This is a genomic window from Streptomyces sp. NPDC002779 (assembly GCF_042888685.1).
Lineage (GTDB): Bacteria > Actinomycetota > Actinomycetes > Streptomycetales > Streptomycetaceae > Streptomyces.
Window position 1 is genome coordinate 94,286 of record NZ_JBIAQC010000014.1, and the last position, 13,356, is coordinate 107,641.

At 73.0% G+C, this 13,356-nt stretch carries 11 protein-coding genes and 1 riboswitch; of the genes, 3 read left to right on the top strand and 8 right to left on the bottom strand.

Annotated elements, in window-relative coordinates; genetic code table 11:
* Positions 1-38: 38 nt before the first annotated feature.
* The 8 genes from ACFYW5_RS30970 to ACFYW5_RS31005 all read right to left on the bottom strand — a co-directional run bounded on the left by ACFYW5_RS30970 (position 39) and on the right by ACFYW5_RS31005 (position 10,506).
* Entirely contained in the window at positions 39-755 is a 717-nt protein-coding gene (locus ACFYW5_RS30970) for an ATP-binding cassette domain-containing protein (RefSeq protein WP_389420422.1), read from the bottom strand.
* Entirely contained in the window at positions 752-1,792 is a 1,041-nt protein-coding gene (locus ACFYW5_RS30975) for an ABC transporter ATP-binding protein (protein ID WP_389420423.1), read from the bottom strand. Before ACFYW5_RS30975 ends, ACFYW5_RS30970 begins: the two co-directional genes overlap by 4 nt.
* Positions 1,773-3,584 carry an ABC transporter permease subunit gene (locus tag ACFYW5_RS30980; protein ID WP_389420424.1) on the bottom strand — a complete coding sequence of 604 codons (1,812 nt, stop codon included), beginning with the start codon at positions 3,582-3,584 and terminating at the stop codon, positions 1,773-1,775. Before ACFYW5_RS30980 ends, ACFYW5_RS30975 begins: the two co-directional genes overlap by 20 nt.
* Complete coding sequence (locus ACFYW5_RS30985) at positions 3,581-5,077, bottom strand: ABC transporter substrate-binding protein (protein ID WP_389420425.1); 1,497 nt, start codon at positions 5,075-5,077, stop codon at positions 3,581-3,583. Before ACFYW5_RS30985 ends, ACFYW5_RS30980 begins: the two co-directional genes overlap by 4 nt.
* A gap of 125 nt (positions 5,078-5,202) precedes the next feature.
* Positions 5,203-6,486, bottom strand: a complete 1,284-nt coding sequence (locus ACFYW5_RS30990) for an MDR family MFS transporter (RefSeq protein ID WP_389420426.1) — start codon at positions 6,484-6,486, stop codon at positions 5,203-5,205.
* A complete protein-coding gene (locus tag ACFYW5_RS30995) occupies positions 6,483-8,339 on the bottom strand; it encodes an ABC transporter permease subunit (protein WP_389420472.1) in 1,857 nt (618 codons plus the stop codon). The genes ACFYW5_RS30990 and ACFYW5_RS30995 overlap by 4 nt, the downstream gene beginning before the upstream one ends.
* A gap of 32 nt (positions 8,340-8,371) precedes the next feature.
* On the bottom strand, positions 8,372-9,880 hold the full coding sequence (locus tag ACFYW5_RS31000) for an ABC transporter substrate-binding protein (RefSeq protein ID WP_389420427.1): 1,509 nt from the start codon (positions 9,878-9,880) through the stop codon (positions 8,372-8,374).
* Between the two features lie 89 nt (positions 9,881-9,969).
* Entirely contained in the window at positions 9,970-10,506 is a 537-nt protein-coding gene (locus tag ACFYW5_RS31005) for a GNAT family N-acetyltransferase (protein ID WP_389420428.1), read from the bottom strand.
* Positions 10,507-10,512: 6 nt separating this feature from the next.
* Positions 10,513-10,712: riboswitch (cobalamin riboswitch) on the top strand.
* Positions 10,713-10,821: 109 nt separating this feature from the next.
* On the opposite strand from ACFYW5_RS31005, the gene ACFYW5_RS31010 reads away from it, so the two are divergent.
* From ACFYW5_RS31010 to ACFYW5_RS31020, 3 genes are read left to right on the top strand one after another with little or no spacing between them, the layout of a single operon-like run.
* The gene (locus tag ACFYW5_RS31010; RefSeq protein WP_389420473.1) at positions 10,822-11,163 is read left to right on the top strand and encodes a (2Fe-2S) ferredoxin domain-containing protein; all 342 of its coding nucleotides are present in this window, start codon (positions 10,822-10,824) and stop codon (positions 11,161-11,163) included.
* Positions 11,164-11,218: 55 nt separating this feature from the next.
* Positions 11,219-12,208 carry an ABC transporter substrate-binding protein gene (locus tag ACFYW5_RS31015; protein WP_389420429.1) on the top strand — a complete coding sequence of 330 codons (990 nt, stop codon included), beginning with the start codon at positions 11,219-11,221 and terminating at the stop codon, positions 12,206-12,208.
* 5 nt (positions 12,209-12,213) lie between these two features.
* Positions 12,214-13,353 carry a FecCD family ABC transporter permease gene (locus ACFYW5_RS31020; protein WP_389420430.1) on the top strand — a complete coding sequence of 380 codons (1,140 nt, stop codon included), beginning with the start codon at positions 12,214-12,216 and terminating at the stop codon, positions 13,351-13,353.
* The last annotated feature ends 3 nt before the right edge of the window (positions 13,354-13,356 follow it).

Here is a 13,356-nt window from a genome sequence, read left to right on the forward strand (position 1 = left end):
CTTCCGGGTGACCGGCAGGCCGTCGCACCGGCTGACGGCTACCCCGCCACGAGCCGCCCGTCCCGCATCTCGATCGCACGGTCCGCGAAGTGGCGTACGACTGCCTGGTCGTGGCAGATGAACAGGTAGGCGAGCCCCAGGTCTTCCTGAAGTCCGGCGAGCAGGTTGAGGATGCCGGCCCGGACGGACGGGTCGAGGGCGGAGACCGGCTCGTCGAGGACGAGGAGCCGGGGCTGGGACGCCAGCGCCCGTGCGATGCCCACGCGCTGGCACTGCCCGCCGGACAGCTCGTGCGGGAAGCGGTCGCCGTGGGCGCTGTCCAGGCCGACCCGTTCGAGGAGCTCGGCGACCCGGGCGGGGCCATCCGTGTCGTCCCAGCGTCCCTGGACGCGCAATGGTTCCGCCACCGCGTCCCGGACGCGGTGGCGAGGGCTGAGTGATCCGTAGGGGTCCTGGAACACCGGCTGCATCCGGGGGCGGAGGGGACGGAGCTCGCGTTCGGTGAGCGCGGTCAGCTCCCGGCCCTCGAAGCGGACCTCACCCCCGTCCGGGCGACGCAATTGCAGCACGGCGGTGATCGTCGAGGACTTGCCGCATCCAGAGGGGCCGTTCAGGGCGAGGGTCTCGCCCGCCTCCAGGGCGAAGGAGACGTGGTCCACGGCGGTGACCGGACCGTAGCGCACGACCAGGTCGCGAACGTCCAGCAGCGGATCGTCCCCGGTACGGCGCTGCGGGGGGATCACAGGCGTGCTCATACGGACCGCTCCAGGAACAACTCGGTCGCCGGACGGGGTACGTCCTCCCAGCGGTGACAGGAGACCTCGTGGCCGTCGCCCACCGTGCGGGCCCGCGGCTCCTCGCGTCGACAACGGTCGTCGGCCAGCGGACAGCGGGCCGCGAAGGCGCAGCCGGGCGGGAGACGGTCGAAGGCGGGCGGGGCTCCGGGGATGGTGGGGAGACGCCGACGCGCGCTGCGCCCACCGGATCGTCCCGGCGGCAGTGACGCCAGCAGCCCCGCTGTGTACGGAGCCGCGGGGTGGTCCAATACGCGTCGGGCCGGGCCCTGTTCGGCCTGGCGTCCGGCGTACATCACGAGCACGCGGTCGGCATGGTCGCGGACCGTCCCCAGTTCGTGCGTGACCAGGACGAGGGCGGCGCCCACCGCCTCGCGCTGCTCCCCGAGGACGCGCAGCACCTGCTCCTGGAGGCCCGGGTCCAGCGCGGTCGTCGGCTCGTCCGCGATCAGCAGGTCCGGCTCGTTGATCGTGGCCATGGCGATGACGGCGCGCTGGCGCATCCCGCCGGAGTACTCGTGCGGATACGCCCGCGCCTTGCGTGCGGCGTCCGCGATGCCCACCCGGTCGAGCGCGGCGACCGCTCGCGCGCGCGCCTCCATCCGCGAGACGCGTGCCACGGACCGTACGGCCGCGACGAGTTGATCACCCACGGAGTGCACCGGTGAGAGCGCGGACAGGGCGTCCTGCGGAACGAGCGCCGTGCGGCGGCCCCGTAGGGCGGCGAGGACCGAGGCCGGGGCCCCCACAAGTTCGTCGTACGAGCCCGGCGTGCGGCGCAGCCGCACACTCCCCGTCACCAGGGCGCCTCGTGGGGCCGAGCCCAGCAGCGCACGTGCCGTGAGGGACTTGCCCGCGCCGGACTCGCCGACCACGGCGAGAACTTCCCTGGCGCGCACGTCGAAGGCCAGCCCACTGACGGCCGGGACGCCGTGCAGGGTGACACCGAGTTCGCGTACCGAGAGAAGGACGTCGGCGTCAGGTGGCGTCGCTGTCAAGGCAGGCCTCCTTCCGTGAGGGGTGGGCGGGGGAGCCGGGTCGAGCGGCTGCGCGGTCGGATGCCGTGCGGCGGGCGCGGACGGTGCTTCCCTGCGTGTACGCCGAGGTCGCCACGGCGAGACCGGCCAGCAGTGCGAGGGCGACCGCTGGGGTGAGCGCCGCCCACGGGGCCCGCTCCACGTACGCGCGGGACTCCTCCAGCAGCAGACCCCACTCAGGGGCGGGCGGCTGGGCGCCGAGTCCCAGGAAGCCCAGGGAGGCCAGGGCGAGGGCGATGCCGGGGAGGCGGAGGACCGCGTGCCGGGCGACGGGGCCGGCCACCGACGGCAGGACGTGGCGGGTCAGGATCCACCACGGGGTGGCGCCGATGGCACGCTGGGCGGTCAGGAACGACGACGCGCGCACCTCCTGCACCAGGGCCGCCGCGTGCGCGGAGAGCGGGGGCCAGGAGACCAACGCGACCGCGAGGGCGGCGCCGCCCGTACCGGGGCCCACGGCGGCGGCTACCAATATGCCGACGATCACCGGCGGCAGTGAGTTGGCGATGTCGGAGGCCCCGGCGGTCACGCGCGGCAGGAATCCCAGGGCCAGCGCGAGGAGCAGGCTCGCGAGGCACACGGCGACGGCCGTGCCGACCGTCATGGTCGCGCCGTGCCCGAGCCGGGCCAGCACGTCCCGGCCGAGCCCGTCGGTGCCGAGCGGATGTGTCCACGACGGGGGCAGCAACCGGGCCGTCATGTCCACGGTGTACGGGTCGCGCAGCAGGCCCCAGCCGACGGCGGCCAGCAGTACGGCGCCCAGCGCCACGGGGACCGCAGGGTGAGCGCGTACGGGTCGCGGCACGGGCAACGTGAGGCCCGCGTCGCGCAGTGCCGGGCCGAGCAGACGACGCCGTACGAGCGCGGCCAGCGCGCCCGCGGCCAGTCCCAGCACCAGCAGGGCAAGCACGGAACCCTGGAGCAGCGGCAGGTCCTGGGACTTCGCCGCCCCGAGCGCCGTACGGCCGATGCCGGGCACCGAGAACACCGTCTCCACGGCGACCGCACCACCGGTCAGGCCGACGGCCACCATGCCGAACTGCGGGACCAGCGGCGGCAGGACGCGCCGAAGCGCTGCCGCCGCGGTGCGCGCCCTGCTGACCCCGGCCTCCCGCCACAGTTCCGTCCAGCGCTCGTCCAGCACGGGCGGCAGCGCGTCCGCGACCAGGCGGCCGAGGAGTCCGCCCGCCGGGACGCCCAGGGAAACGGCTGGCAGGATCAGGTACTGCGGGCCCTGCCAGCCGGAGGTCGGCAGTATCCCCAGCCACACTCCGCACACCAGCAGCGCGACTGTGGCGAGCAGGAACTCGGGAACGGCGGCGAGCATGGCGCCGAACGCGCCCGCCGACCCCCGGCCGCGCACGAGCACCGGCGCGACCAGCGCGCACGCGAGCAGCACCGCGACGGCGAGGGCGGCGGCCATCAGACTCAACGACACCTGCAGACCGGAAAGCACGGAAGGCAGTACGTCGGCGCCCGACACCCACGACGTGCCGAGGTCGCCGCGGACCAGTCCGGCGAGCCAGTCGCCCAGCAGCGCCAGGGGACCCGCGCCCAGGCCGAGATCGCGGCGCACCGCGTCCAGGGCCTCCTTGGTGGGCTCCTGCTCAGCCGACCGGGCCCGCAGCACGGTCAGCGCGGGATCGCGACCGGAGAGCCAGGGCAGCAGGCCGACGGCGGCCAGTACGGCGGTGAGGCAGACGAGTCGCGTCAGCGTGGCCGCACCGGCCTGCCACCGTATGCGGGACCTCACTTGACGTGGGTGTCGACCGTGACCAGTTCCCGCTCGCGCGGGTCATGGGCCGCGCCCGTGACGCCGGCCGCGTCACCCTGGATGACGCGCTCGTGCAGCATGGGCACCGCGGCGTCCGTGGCGAGTACGGCGGCCTCCGCCTCGATGATCGCCTTGCGCCGCGCGTCACCGGTGGCCGCCGAGGACGCCTTCTGCAGCGCCTTGTCGACGGCCGGGTCGGCCAACTGGGAGATGTTGAAGGACCCCTCGGAGCCGAAGTCGCTGTAGAGGTAGGCGGCCGGGTCGCCGGAGTCGAGGACGGTCGCCCGGGACAGGATGAACGCGTCGAACTCGCCGGCCAGAGCGTCGGACTCGATGTTCGCGTACTCGCGGATCTCCAGCTTCACCTCGAAGCCCGCCTCGCGCAGCTGCTGTTGCAGGGTGGCGGCGACCTCGGGAAGTTCGGCGCGGTCGGTGAAGGTACCGATGGTGAGGGTCTTACCGGCCGGGTCGCCGGCCTTCGCCCGCTCCTCGACCGGCTCGCGCAATGCGGCCGCCCACGGGAGCGCCGGACCCAGGAGTCCCTCGGCGACGTCGGCGCGTCCCTCGTACACACCGTCCACGATGGATCTCGCGTCGATCGCCTCCCGCGCCGCCGCACGCAGCGAGGCGTCCTTGAAGATGCCCTTCTGCGTGTTCAGGTAGAGGGTGTTGGTGCGGGGCATGGGGACCTCGGTGATCAAGTCCTGGTCCAGCACGGCGGCCTGCGAGACGGGGACCGCCTCGACGATGTCGGCCTCGCCGCTGCGCAGGGCGGCGGCGCGTGCGGTGCCGTCGGGTACGAACCTGACGTCGATACCGGGGGCCTTCGCCTTGCCGCCCCAGTAGTCGTCGTAGCGGTCGAGCGTGGCGGAGGAAGTGCCGTTGACCTTCGTCAGTTCGAAGGGACCCGTACCGGCACCGACCGGGTTGACGGTCTTCCCCTTGTACGCCTTGGTGGCGAGGATGGCGAGCTGCGGAGAACTGAGTCGCTGCGGGACGAGCGGGTCGTCCTCGGTGGTGGTGACGGTGACCCGGTCACCGTCGGCCTTCACGGACATGTCGACGCCGTCGAGGATGCGTGGCTTGGGGGAGGCGGTGGCGGCCCGGGTGAGGGAGTTGGCCACGGCCTCGGCGGTGAGGTCGGTGCCGTCGTGGAAGGTGACGCTGTCCCGGACGGTGAAGGTCCAACTGCGCCCGGAGCGCTGCCACTCGGTGGCGAGCGCGGGCTCGGCGTCGCCGTCCGCGTCCAGCTTCACCAAGGTCTCTGCGGCCGACCAGCGGGACAGCTTGAACGCGTCGTCGGAGAGCGGGGAGAGCCCGGAGCGCGGCGGCTGCATCATCGCGACGCGTATCCGGCGGCTCTCGCCCCCCGAAGCGCCGTCGGTGTCCGACGCCGCGGAGAAGCAGCCGGTGAGGACGAAGCCGGCGGTCGCGGCCGCGGTGAGCGAGAGGGGACGGGCAGGGGGGCGCACGGGGACACTCCGGGGTGGTGCTCGGTCAAGATCGGATGTGCGATGACCGTAACACAATGACAATCGTTTTCATAAGTTCGGTGGCTTGGCTGGACTCTCTGCGCGACGCGGCGGAGGAGTGGGCCTCAACGTTGCGGGTCCGCGCCCCCGGCGCCTTCCGCGCAGCGGGGCACCAGCGCCACCGCCACGGCGGGAACCGCGGCGAGAAGCAGCCACGGCACCGCGGGAGGGAGGCCGAGGTCCAGGAGGGATCCGGTGGCGGAGCTGCCGATGAGGACGATCAGGCCGGAGACGGAGGACAGCGCGCCGGTGTAGAGGCCGAGGCGTCCGTCCTCGGCGAGGTCGGGGACCCAGGCCCGGGCGGCCGGGACGATCAGCATCTGGCCGAGGGTGAGCAGGACGACGTACCCGGCGGCGGGCAGCAACCCGGCGATGCCCGTCCAGCCGGCGGGGCGTGCAGCGGCCACGACCGCGAATCCCGCGGCGACGAGAAGGAGGCCGGCCGTCATGGAGCGGCGCAGGTCGAGCCGGTCACCGGCCCAGCGGGTGAGGGGGAGTTGGGTGAAGACGACCAGGAGAGAGGAGAGGGCGAACAGCCAGGACAGGGCCGACTGCGAGCCCGTCGCACGCTGCACCTCGTCGGGCAGGGCGAGATAGAGCTGGTTGTAGGCGAGCAGGTAGGTGCCGTAGGCGCAACACAGGGCGAGGAAGCGGCGGTTGCGCAGCAGCGTGCGCAGCCCGCCCCGCCCCAGGGTGCGGATCCGGCCCGGTATGTGCTGCGGCATCAGCCGCACGTGCCCGGTGAGGACGAGTACGAAGACGCCGGCCCCGGCGAGGCAGGCGGTACGGAAGTCCACGGCGAGGAGCAGGGCGCCGAGCAGCGGTCCGACGAAGGCTCCCGCCTGTCCGGCGGCGGAGAACAGGGCCAGCACGCGGGTACGCGGGCCGTGGCCCTCCGCCTCCCACGCCACGGCCTGCCGGGCGACCTCCGACTCCACGGCCGGGGAGAACAGCGCGGCGGCGAATCCGATCAGCAGCACCGCTGCGATCACCGCCCAGGTCTGTTGCGCGTATCCGAGCCAGGCGAACCCGGCGATGCGCAGCAGGCACCCGGCGAGGACGACCGGGCGTACGCCGTAGCGGTCGACGAGCCAGCCGCCGACCACGAACAGGCCCTGCTGGCTGAAGGTGCGCAGTCCGAGGACGAAGCCGACCATCCAGCCCGCCATGCCGATGGCGGTGCCGAGGTGTGCGGCGAGGAACGGCAGGACGGCGTAGAAGCCGACGTTGAAGGCGAGTTGGGTCAGGATCAGCAGCCGCAGCAGTGGGGAGAGGTGCTTCCAGGTCCGCTCGCGCGGAGGCTTCGCGGCCGGACGGCGGGGGTGTGTGCGGGGGAGCAGGTTGGTCATGGGGTTTCTGTGGGGGAGGCGGATACGGCGATGAGGGGGGTGTCGGCACGCGGAGGCCGGGTGCTCGACGTGACCGAGGGGGCGGGAGGGTCAGGCCGGGAGCGCGGCGGGCGAGGCGGGTTGTGCCGGGACAGACGCACCCCGCCCGCCGCGGTCACGGCAAGTGCGCCGAGGAGGGCGAGGGCGGCGGCGGGGGCGAGGACGGCCCAGGGGGCGCGTTCGGCGTACGGCTGGTTCTCGGCGAGCAGCAGGCCCCACTCGGGGGAGGGTGGCTGGGAGCCGAGGCCGAGGAAGCCGAGGGCGGCGAGGCTCAGGGCGATGCCGGGCAGCCGGAGCAGGGCGTGGCGGACGACGGGTGGCAGGACGGCGGGGAGCAGTTCGTGCCGGAGCAGGTACCAGCGGCCGGCGCCGAGAGCGCGGGTGGCGGTCAGGTGGAGGGTGGCGCGCTCCTGTCGCAGGAGGGCGGAGAAGTGGGTGGCCAGCGGGGACCAGGCGACGACGGCGATGGCGAGGGCGGGTGTCCAGGGGCCGCTGCCCGCGATGCCGGTGACGAGAAGGGCGGCCAGTACCGGCGGTACGGCGTTGACGGTGTCGACCAGGGGTCCGGACAGGCGGGGCAGCAGGCCCAGCAGCATGCCGGTCAGCAGAGCGGCGGCGGCGACCGCGAGGGCGGTGCCGAGGGTGTCGAGTGCGCCGTGCGCGACGCGGGCGAGGACGTCACGGCCGAGCGCGTCGGTGCCGAAGGGGTGGGTGACGGAAGGGGATTGGAGTTTGGCGGTCGTGTCCAGGGCGAGCGGGTCGCGGGGCAGGCCGAGGCCGATGACGCCGGCGAGCAGCAGTGCGTAGACGACGGGTACGACGCGTGCGGCGGGCGGGGTGGGCCGGTGCAGGGAGTGCAGGGCGCCGTCGCGCAGTGCCGGCCCGATCAGCCGTCGCACGCCGAGCCGGGCCAGCACAGCCGCCGCTGCCGCGAGCGCGACGAGCGCGAGTGTGCCGGTCTGCAGGACGGGCAGGTCCTGGGCGAGCGCCGCGCGCAGGGTGAGCCGGCCGAGTCCCGGGATGTCGAAGATCTGCTCGACGGCGACCGAGCCGCCGGTCAGGCCGACCACGAACAGTCCCGCGTTGGGCAGCAGTCCCGGCGCACACCGGCGCAGTGCCTGCCGCGCGACGGAACCCGGCGGTATGCCGCGCGCGGCGGCGGCCAGCGCCCACGGTTCGGTGAACGCCGCGGGCAGCAGGTCGTCCAGCATCCGCCCGAGGACGGCTCCGGCGGGCAGGCCGAGGGCGAGCGAGGGCAGGATCATCCACTGGGGGCCGTACCAGCCGAGGGCGGGCAGCCAGCCCAGCTGTACGCCGACGACCGAGGCCAGCACAGAGGCGATGAGGAACTCCGGGAGCGCGGCCAGCACCGCCGATCCGGTACCGCCGGGGCCGCGGGTGCCGAGGCGGCGCCGCGAGCCGAGCCACAGGGTGCGGGCGCACACCGCCGCGACCGTGACCAGGGCGATGACGACGGCCCCCGCCATCAGCAGCAGGGAGGCGCCGAGGGCCTGCGTGGCGGCGGGCAGCACCTCGGTGTCCGACACCCAGGACCGGCCCGCGTCCCCGCGCAGCAGACCGCCCAGCCAGCGGCCGAGCAGTGCCACCGGGCCGTCGTCCAGGCCGAGTTCGTCCCGGATGGCCCGCAGCGTCTCGGGGGTGGGGTCGCGTTCCGCCGAGCGGGCCTTGAGCACGGTCAGCGCCGGGTCGGTGCGCGACAGCCACGGCAGCAGACCGATCGCGCACACCAGGGCACCCGTCAGAAGGGCCCGCCACAGCAGGGTGAGGCCGCCGCCCCGCGCGAGTGTGCGCAGGGCGGCGGCAAGGGGCCTACTGGCCAAGGGGTTCAGCGCCGGGTCCCGGTGCCGACGAACTGCCGCTCGTAGGGGTCGAGCAGCGCGCCCTGGACGGACGCACCGAGGCCGGTGACGACCTTCAGGTGCACCAGCGGGATCACCGCGTCGGTGCCGATGATCGCGGCCTCCGCCTTCATCGCGGCGTCCTGCCGTCTGCCCGGATCGGCCTCGGCCCGGGCCTTCTCGACCAGCCGGTCGACGTCCTTGTCGCACAGGAACGACAGGTTGTAGCTGCCGTCGCAGGTGAAGTCGCCGGCCAGGACGGTGACCGGGTCGCCGGTGTCGAGCATCATGTTGCGGGAGGCGACGGCGGCGTCGAACTTCTTCGCCAGCAGGTCGCTTTCGAGGCGTGCGTAGCTGCGCACCTCCAGCTTCACCGTGAACCCGGCCTTCTGGAGCTGCTGTTGGAGCACCTGGGCGGTCTCGGGCAGCTCGGCCCGGTCGTTGTAGGTGGCGATGGTGAGGGGCTTGCCGTCCGGGTCGGTGGCCTCGGCCCGGCCGGTCGGCTCGGTCCTCTTGCCCGCGGTCCAGGTCAGGGCGGGGCCGTAGATGCCCTGGGCGGGCTCGGCGTGCCCCTCGTACACGCCCTTGGCGACGGCGGAGGTGTCGATCGCCTCGCGCGCGGCGGCCCGCAGCCCCGCGTCCTCGAAGGCACCTCGCTGGGTGTTGAGGTACAGGCTGGTGTTCCGCGCGGTGTTGATCTCGTGGACGGTGTCCGCGTCCAGGGAGGCGACCTGCGCGACGGGCAGAGCCTCGGCGATGTCCACGTCCCCGGTGCGCAGCGCGTTGGCGCGGGCGGTGCCGTCCGAGACGAACTTCGCGTCGATGCCGGACGCCTGGGCGCGCCCGCCCCAGTAGTCGTCGTAGCGGTCCAGGGCGGCTGCCGTGTCCCCGGTGGTCCGGGTGAGTTCGAAGGGGCCGGTGGCGGTGCCGGCCGGGTTCACCTCGCCGTCCTTGCCGTACGCCTTGGGGGAGAACACCGCCAGGCTGGGGTTGGTCAGCCGCAGCGGCAGCACCGGGTCGGCCTCGCCCGTGCCGACCTTGACCTGGTCCTCCCCGACGGCCTCGGCGGTCAGCTTCACGCCGGAGATCGCGGTCGGCGCCGGGTCGGCAGCGGCGGCGTGGGTGAGGGCGGAGGCGACGGCCTTCGCGGTGACCTCACTGCCGTCCTGGAAGGTGGCGTCCCTCAGCGTGAACACCCAGCTTTTTCCGCCCTGTTGGCTGCTCCACGACTCGGCGAGCGCGGGGGCCGCGGTGCCGTTGGCGTCCAGCCGGGTCAGCCCTTCGCTCACACCGAGCCGGGACAGGATGAAGGAGTCCTGGCCGCCGTACGGCGAGTAATTCTCCGTCGGCTGGAAGGCGAACGCCACCCGCAGGCGCCCGGCCTCACCCGAGCCGGAGGAGTCCGAGGACGAGTCGTCGTCAGTGGAGGCGAAGCAGCCGGAGAGCACGGGGGCGAGCAGCAGGCCGGCTATGAGTCGACGGCGGGGAGATCTCATGGTCCTCGTTCTGTCTTTCCATAGGGCGGACGTTCCCCTACGGGTCGGTCGGCCGGCAACGACCAGCATCATATGAATATGATTTTCATTTAAGCAAGCGGGATCTCGAAGTGCACCACGCCGTTGCCGCCGCCGGGCAGGTCCTCCCTCTCGTCGCAGACGGCCTTGCCCAGCGTCCGCCACAGACCCATCGCGCCGGGGGAGTGCGGGTCGGTGTGCAGGTACACGGACCGGTAACCGCCGTCCGTCCGCGCGAAGTCCAGCAGCTCTGTCACCAGTTGCCGGGCCAGCCCGCGCCGCCGGTGCTCCGGGCGCGTGTACACGCGCCGCAGCTGCGCGGTCTCACCCGACGGGTACCGCTCGGCCAGCCACCGCGGGTTCGGCGGATGGACCGGCCCCCGCGCGTCGAGCGCGGCCGTCGCGGCCACCGTCCCGTCCTCCTCGTCGACGGCGACCAGCAGGGTGTGCCGGGGCGGGGCGACGTAGAACGACCCCGGATCGATGATGTCGGCGTGCCAGCGCGGCACGTAGCCGGTGCCGAAGTCGCGGTAGACGGTGTCGAGCATCACCGCCCGCGCCTCGTCGAGGTCGGCGGCCATGGCGGCCCTGATGCGATAGTTCTGCATCTGCGCATCATATGCAGGTAGCCCTGTGCGATGATGTCCGGCGACAAGGCGACGGCGGACGAGGAAGCCGGTGTGAATCCGGCGCGGTCCCGCCACTGTGATCGGCGAGCCAGTCCCGAACAGGCCACTGCCCCAAGCCGGGTGGGAAGGCCGGGACGCGCTTCGACCCGAGAGCCAGGAGACTCACGCGGTCGCCTCCTCGACGAACCCGGGGCGGATTTCCCCGGAGGAGGGTGGTTCGGCATGCCCGTGAGGCCGGCCGAGGAGGCGTACGGCAGCCCAGTGGGCGCAGTCGGTACAAGACCGGTAACTCCGGTGCCGTGCCGGGTCGTTGTGTGCCGGGACTGCTGCTGCGGCAGTCCCGAGGTGACCGGCGTCGATCACACCGCGCAGACCGCGCGCCTGGGCGAGGTCGCTCCCGTACGCGTCTCCGCCTGCCTGGATGTGTGCGATCAGGCCAACGTGATCGTCGTGCAGCCCTCCTCCGCCGGACGGACCGCCGGGGCGCGGCCGGTCCGGCTGGGCCTGGTCAACGACCCCGCCGCGACCGAGGACATCGCCGCCTGGGCGAGCGCGGGCGGCCTCGGCATCGCTGCCCGGCCCGAGATCCTCGACCTCTACGCCTTCACCCCGCCCCGGCGCCGCGCGGCCCGCTGAGACCGGCAGCCTGCGCGCCGACCGTCCGTAGCACCCGTACGAGAGGACCTTCCCCATGACGGGCAGACGTCTGCTGTCCCCCTTGCTGGCCACGGCCACCGCTGTGCTCATCACCAGTTGCGGTGCAAACGCCCAGGACAACGCCCGGGGCTCCGACGGACCGGCCGTGAAGGGATTCCCGGTCACCGTGTCCAACTGCGGGGTGACAACGACGTTTCAGCGCCCGCCGCAGCGCGCGGTGTCCTTGAACCAGCACGCGACCGAGGTGATGCTGGCGCTCGGGCTGGAGAAGTCGATGGTCGGCACGGGCTACCTCGACGACGCGATCCTCCCCGAGTACCGGGCCGCCTACGACAAGGTCAAGGTGCTGTCGGAGCAGTACCCGTCGTACGAGACGCTGTTGGCCGCCGAGCCCGACTTCGTCTACGGCGGCTGGGCCTCCACCTTCGACGAGAAGGAGGGCCGCTCCCGTGACGCCTTCACCCAGGCCGGCATCAACACCCGCCTCAACATCGAGGAATGCCCGGCCGGGCCGGTGACGATGACCGCGATGGACAAGGAGATCCGCGAGGTCGCCAAGGTCTTCGGCGTCCCCGAGCGGGCAGAACGGCAGATCGAACGGCTGCACACCACCCTGGAGGAGGTGGACAGCAAACTCGACGGAGCGGAGCCGGTAAAGCTGTTCGTCTACGACAGCGGCGACAAGAGCGCCTTCACCGCGGGCGGCGCGGGCATCGGCAACGACATGATCGAGCGCGCCGGAGGCGTCAACCTCTTCGCCGACCTCGACAAGCCGTTCGGTGACGTGTCGTTCGAGCAGGTGGCCGAGCGGGCGCCCGAGGTCATCGTCATCTACGACTACGGCGACCAGAGCGTGGCGAAGAAGAAGGAGTTCCTGCTCGCCAATCCGGCGCTGAAGGACGTGCCCGCCATCAAGAACCGGCGGTTCGCGGTGCTGCCGCTGTCCTCCACCGTCGTGGGCGTACGGGTGCCCGCGGCCGTTGCGTCGCTGGCCCGTCAGCTCCACCCGGACCGCTTCCGGTGACCGGCGTGAGCGAACCGGCCGCCGCCGGCACCGACGCCGTCGCAACGGGCAGGACGCCGGTAACCGCCGACACGGTCGGCAAGGGCTCTGCCAGGACCGGGACCGCGCAGGCCGTCACCGGCCGCCGCAGGCTCCCTTACTCCCTGGTGCTGGCCGGGCTCGCCGCCTTGGTGGCGGTGGCGGCGACGTTCGGGATCGCGGCCGGTTCGGTCACGATCCCGGCCGACGAGGTGTGGGGCATCCTGCTCCACCACCTGCACCCCGCCCTCGCCGATGAGACGTGGCCCCCGGTACGGGAGACGATCGTCACCGACGTCCGGCTGCCCCGCGTACTGCTGTGCGCGGTGGTGGGAGCCGGCCTGACGGTGGCGGGCATGGCGTTGCAGGCACTGGTCCGCAACCCGCTCGCCGACCCGATGCTGCTGGGAGTGTCGTCGGGCGCGAGCGTCGGCGCGGTCCTGGTCCTCGTCCTCAACGTCACGCTGTTCGGAGCCTTCTCGCTGCCGCTGGCGGCGTTCTGCGGCGCGCTGGCGGCCCTGGTCGCGGTGTACTTCCTGGCCCGCTCCGGCGGACGGATGACCACCGTACGGCTGGTCCTGGCGGGCGTGGCGATGGCGGAGGTGCTGTCGGCGGTGGCGAGTTTCCTCGTGGTCACCTCCAACGACCCCCACAAGACGCAGTCGGCGATGCGCTGGATGCTCGGCGGACTGGCCGGTACCACCTGGACGATCGTGTGGATCCCGGCCGCCGTGGTCCTGATCGGTACGGCCGTCCTGCTCGGGGTGAGCCGTCCGCTGAACCTGCTGCTCGCCGGTGAAGAGGCCGCAGCCGCCCTCGGCCTGGACGTCCACCGCTTCCGTGCCGCACTGTTCACCCTGGTCGCGTTGATGATCGGCACGATCGTCGCGGTCAGCGGCCAGATCGGCTTCGTGGGCCTGATCCTGCCCCACGTCGTACGGCTCCTGGTCGGGGCCGACCACCGCCGAGCGCTCCCGGCCGCGGCTCTGCTCGGCGCGGCCTTCCTGATCGCCGCCGACCTGGCCGCGCGCACCCTGATGAGCCCCGAGGAGATCCCCGTCGGCATCCTCACCGCTCTGGTCGGCGGCCCCTTCTTCCTCTGGCTGATGCGAAGGAGCGCGCGATGACCG

What these genes read in the sequence shown, in the direction of transcription:
- ACFYW5_RS31000 (WP_389420427.1), bottom strand. Translation starts at nt 9,880, where the DNA reads ATGAGATCTCCCCGCCGTCGACTCATAGCCGGCCTGCTGCTCGCCCCC.
- ACFYW5_RS31005 (WP_389420428.1), bottom strand. Translation starts at nt 10,506, where the DNA reads ATGCAGAACTATCGCATCAGGGCCGCCATGGCCGCCGACCTCGACGAG.
- ACFYW5_RS30970 (WP_389420422.1), bottom strand. Translation starts at nt 755, where the DNA reads ATGAGCACGCCTGTGATCCCCCCGCAGCGCCGTACCGGGGACGATCCG.
- ACFYW5_RS31015 (WP_389420429.1), top strand. Translation starts at nt 11,219, where the DNA reads ATGACGGGCAGACGTCTGCTGTCCCCCTTGCTGGCCACGGCCACCGCT.
- ACFYW5_RS30990 (WP_389420426.1), bottom strand. Translation starts at nt 6,486, where the DNA reads ATGACCAACCTGCTCCCCCGCACACACCCCCGCCGTCCGGCCGCGAAG.